Below are 3,932 nucleotides of genomic sequence, written 5' to 3'. Positions count from 1 at the left end.
CGGACGATGGCCTGCAGGACCGCCTCCAGGTCGCGCAGCGAGGACAGGTCGCCCGCGGTCTCGTACAGCGCGGCCAGTTCGTCCTCGCGACGCCGCCGCTCCTCCAACTGGTCCCGCACGTGCAGGGCATCCTCGACGAGTGCGCGCACCGGTCCCGCATCTCCGGCCGTACAGCCCTCCAGGAGGGCCCGGTACTCCTCGGGCTCGGCGCGGTCCCGCAAAAGGTGCAGGACACGGCGCGCGGTGTCGATCCCGGGAGTTGTCGGTGACAGATCGGTGTTCATGGTCCCTCTTGGGCGGCTCGGGGTGGACACCTTTCATACGGATGGCCCGCAGGCATGCGACCAGCGAGTTCCAGCCTAAGATGGCACGCGCTGCGCGGGACCGCCGTGGCCCTGCTGGGCGGTCGGACCAGGCGTGTGTCCGGCGGCTTGCGGTCCGCAGCGGCGCCGTAGCGCGTGCGCGAGTGCGCCCCAGATGCCGCGCCTGAGGACGAGGACGGCGACGGTGAACACCGCGCCGGTCACCGGGCCCGTCTGCTCGAATCCCACGGTCGGCAGCCAGTCCTCCAGGCGGACGACGGCGGTGGCGCCATCAGGTTGCCCCAGAGCGTACCGACGCCACCGAAGTCATCACCCCCCAACGGCACGCTGGACGCGCTACTGCCGATCGGCGCCCAGTCCGACGTCTACCCACCCCGGGCAGGGCCGTCCTGCACCGCTACTACCGGATCGAGGGCGGCACCCACGTCGACAGCCTCTACGGCGCCTACCCCGACCATCCACGGCCGGTCCTTCCCTGCCACCGGGCCGCCTTCACCGGCCATGACCAGCCTGGGTGCAGCATGACGAGGAGGCGCCGGCCAGCCGGACGATCCCCCGGCCGACGACCTCGTCAACACATGCTCCCTGGACTGACTCTCTGCCCTGTCCGCCGGGCGCCGGCAGCGGCAGTGTCCGGAAATCCCGGCGAAGGTCTCCAGAGCCTCTCGGCGCCGCCGGGCTACTCGGCGCCGCCCGCCGAAGAGACCCGCGGCCCATGTCTGTTCGGCGAGCCCCTGGAGCGCGGCCATGGTGCCGCGACGGGCCGGCCAGCCTGTCGGTGCTGCGTCTGCGTCTTGCCGGATCACCCCCGCCGCTTGGCGGGCCGGGACCATGCCGATGCCCGCGAAATGCGCCCGCTGCTCCATTGACGCGCTCCCGGTGTTCCGCGGATGCCTCAGGTACCCGCACCGTGTGCGGCGCTCCGACGGTAGATGGTGGCGGCAGCGCACGAATATGGGCATTCGCTGGGTCGTGCGCCGGCAGAGGTGTAGCAGATCTCCCTGGCGCACCTCGGCGGCAGCATCAAGGCGCCGAAGAACGAGCTGTACGCGGGTTGCGGCGTTGATCAGCCCGGCGCACACAGGTCTGGTGAAGCTGAAGTTGCCGGGTCCCGCCCGGCGCCACACCGGACGATGCCCACCGACTGGGTGAGGCGCACACACCAGGCTCACTTCGCTACCGCATTGGGGGGATGACTGTCTGTCGAGGCCTCGGGGAACCCGGCCCCGACAACGACCGCTGAGAGGCGGAGTACGCAATGGGACACGGCGGAAATGTCATCGAGGAACTGATGACCGCCCACCGAGAGGTCGAGGAGATGTTCGGCCGGATCGAGTCGATGCCCGATGGGGGACAGGAACTGTGTGATCTCGTGGACGAGGTCACCATCGAGCTGGTGCGGCACTCGGTCGCCGAGGAGCAGCACCTGTACCCGGCGGTCCGCGAACACGTTGAGGGCGGCGACCGGCTCGCGGACAGGGAACTCGCCGACCACGGCCGGGTCGAGAAGATCCTCAGACAACTGGAGAAGATCTCGGGGACGAGATGCGCAGGGCCAAGGCCATGGCTCCGACCCGGCCGCACCCCTCCGCCCCGGACACCCCGCCCGCGAACAAGATCCTCGCCCCGGGGGCCGGCGTGGTGGACCGGCCCGCGGCTCCGTCACCGGCCGCGGCAAATCCTGACCCCTCTGGGCAGCCGGGAACTCACGGCCACAGCAGCCGGCCCCGGATACCCGCCCGGTGCTCGACGCAAGGACGCTGGTCATGGCACGAGCGCAGCATCGCAGTTCCGCCGCAGCATCGCAGTTCCGCGCAGACACCCCGCCCGCGCTGGTCTCCGCCTGGACTGCCGTGCGCGTGCCCCTCACGTCCGGTGCGGGCGCAGTTGTAGTGGGCGAGGGTGGGAGGGTGGATGAACATCGAGTGGCAGTGCGTCCGCCAGACGAGTCGGGCGTGAGTCGAGTGCAGAATGGGCGGCCCTTGGCAGCGCGTACGGCCTACATGACCTGCTGGTGCGACTGGGACAGGCTGGGCTCGAACGTTTGGACGGGGTGGCCGTGGCCGAAGGCCCGCCGATGGAAATGGCGCGGCGGAGGGCCCGAAGTGTGCCCCTGGGTTCAGCGGCCCCAGCGCACTCTTCAGCTCCCACCAGGTCTCCTCGGAGTGGGCGTAGATGGTGCGCTTGGGCAGGGCCTTCCACACGGCGGACGGCGGACGGCTCCAACGATCAGCTGGCGACCCCGCTGCTCGCCCCTGGTCAGGCAATGCTTGTCTGATCATCCTCACAGGAGCGGCGTCGGGGCCGTTACAGGTGTGACCCCATACGTGACGGCGCGAATCGGCGGTGAAGGCCCGGTAGGGCAGCACGGAGGATCCGGTGGAGCACAGGCGGCGCGGCCTTCGCCGCGCATGGCAATGGCTCGGCGCCCACACGCTGCTCGACCGCGGTCGCGAGCTGGAGTTGTTGCACCGGGCGATGGGATTCGCCACGCTGGCCCTGGTGACGCTGGCGCCCCTGCTGATCGTGGTCGCAGCGGCCGATCCGCTGGTGCGGGGTGGATTCGCGTCATGGCTCGCCGACGGCATGGGGGTCTCCGGGCAGTCCGCGCGTGTGCTCACCGACATCGTCAGCCCCCCGCGCAACGTGATCGGCACCACTGGTGTTTGGAGCGGGATCCTGCTTGCCGTGTTCGGCGTGTCCTTCGCGGGAAGCGTGCAGAACGCCTACGAGCGGATCTGGCATCTCGCCCCCGGTCCGTGGCACCGCGTATGGCGGCAGGTGACATGGCTCGTCGTTCTGATTGCCTACCTGTACCAGGAGGTGCAGACCCGAAACGCGGTGCACGGAAATCTGCGGATCGGACTGTCCGCGCTGAGCGGAGTGCTGTTCTTCTGGTGGGGCCAGCGCTTCCTTCTCGGAGCGCAGGTCCGGTGGCGCACCCTGCTGCCGGGGGCGATCGCCACCATCACCGGCCTCGCCGGTCTGCGAGCTTTCTCCTACCTGGTCTTCACACCGCTCATCGTCACCAACGCGCTCAGTTACGGCACCGTCGGGATCGTGCTGGTGGTGGAATCGTGGCTCATCGGCGTCGGATTCGTGGTTTATGGAGGCGCGCTGTTCGGCCGCTGGTTCTGCGACCACCACTGGATGGCGGGCTCCGAGGGGCACCTGTCCCACCGGGCACGTCGTCGCCCCAGCTGACGGCCGCGCAGACGCCTCCTCCGACAGAAGCATGGCGGATGTTCTGCGTCCGCCGTCCGCGCAGCCCGTCCTGCCGGAGCTGCTGACGGAGTCGTACCGGTCACCTCGGGCGTCGGGTCAGGCCGACACCCCTTAGGGATTCGCTGCCGGTCCACTCCGCCACCGTCGAGGCGCGGAGGCACGGACAGGGTTCCGTGGGGTGCAGGGCTTGAACAGCAGCTAAGCGACTGCTTAGTATCCAGCCTGGGGCGGGAACAGCCTGCCCGTGCCGCCCCTCCCCCTCAGGAGTCCACCGTGATCTCACTGTTCTCCCTCTCCGGCAAGACCGCCCTGGTGACCGGCGGTTCCCGCGGCATCGGCCTGATGATCGCCCGGGGTCTGGTCGAAGCGGGAGCCACTGTCTCA

At 69.7% G+C, this 3,932-nt stretch carries 3 protein-coding genes and 2 pseudogenes; 3 read left to right on the top strand and 2 right to left on the bottom strand.

Translation table 11 applies throughout. The features are described 5' to 3' along the window. Together ACFW2E_RS42945 and ACFW2E_RS42940 are read right to left on the bottom strand one after the other, a co-directional pair. A pseudogene (locus ACFW2E_RS42945) lies at positions 1-284 on the bottom strand (diguanylate phosphodiesterase); the annotation flags it as partial. A 75-nt stretch (positions 285-359) separates the two neighbouring features. After that, positions 360-551, bottom strand: coding sequence for a hypothetical protein (locus ACFW2E_RS42940; protein ID WP_384476442.1), 192 nt, complete (start codon positions 549-551; stop codon positions 360-362). 1,030 nt (positions 552-1,581) lie between these two features. Between ACFW2E_RS42940 and ACFW2E_RS42935 the strand changes: the two are divergent. From ACFW2E_RS42935 to ACFW2E_RS42925, 3 genes and pseudogenes are all read left to right on the top strand, one after another. Beyond that, positions 1,582-2,008: pseudogene (locus ACFW2E_RS42935) on the top strand (hemerythrin domain-containing protein). Positions 2,009-2,702: 694 nt separating this feature from the next. Next, entirely contained in the window at positions 2,703-3,527 is an 825-nt protein-coding gene (locus ACFW2E_RS42930; RefSeq protein WP_384476440.1) for a ribonuclease BN, read from the top strand. A gap of 294 nt (positions 3,528-3,821) precedes the next feature. Continuing rightward, positions 3,822-3,932: SDR family NAD(P)-dependent oxidoreductase (locus ACFW2E_RS42925; RefSeq protein ID WP_384476446.1), on the top strand; the 111-nt coding region annotated here is incomplete at its 3' end.

The organism is Streptomyces sp. NPDC058964 (genome assembly GCF_042741275.1).
In the GTDB taxonomy this organism is placed as follows: domain Bacteria; phylum Actinomycetota; class Actinomycetes; order Streptomycetales; family Streptomycetaceae; genus Streptomyces.
This window is presented reverse-complemented; position numbering and strand designations above follow the sequence as displayed.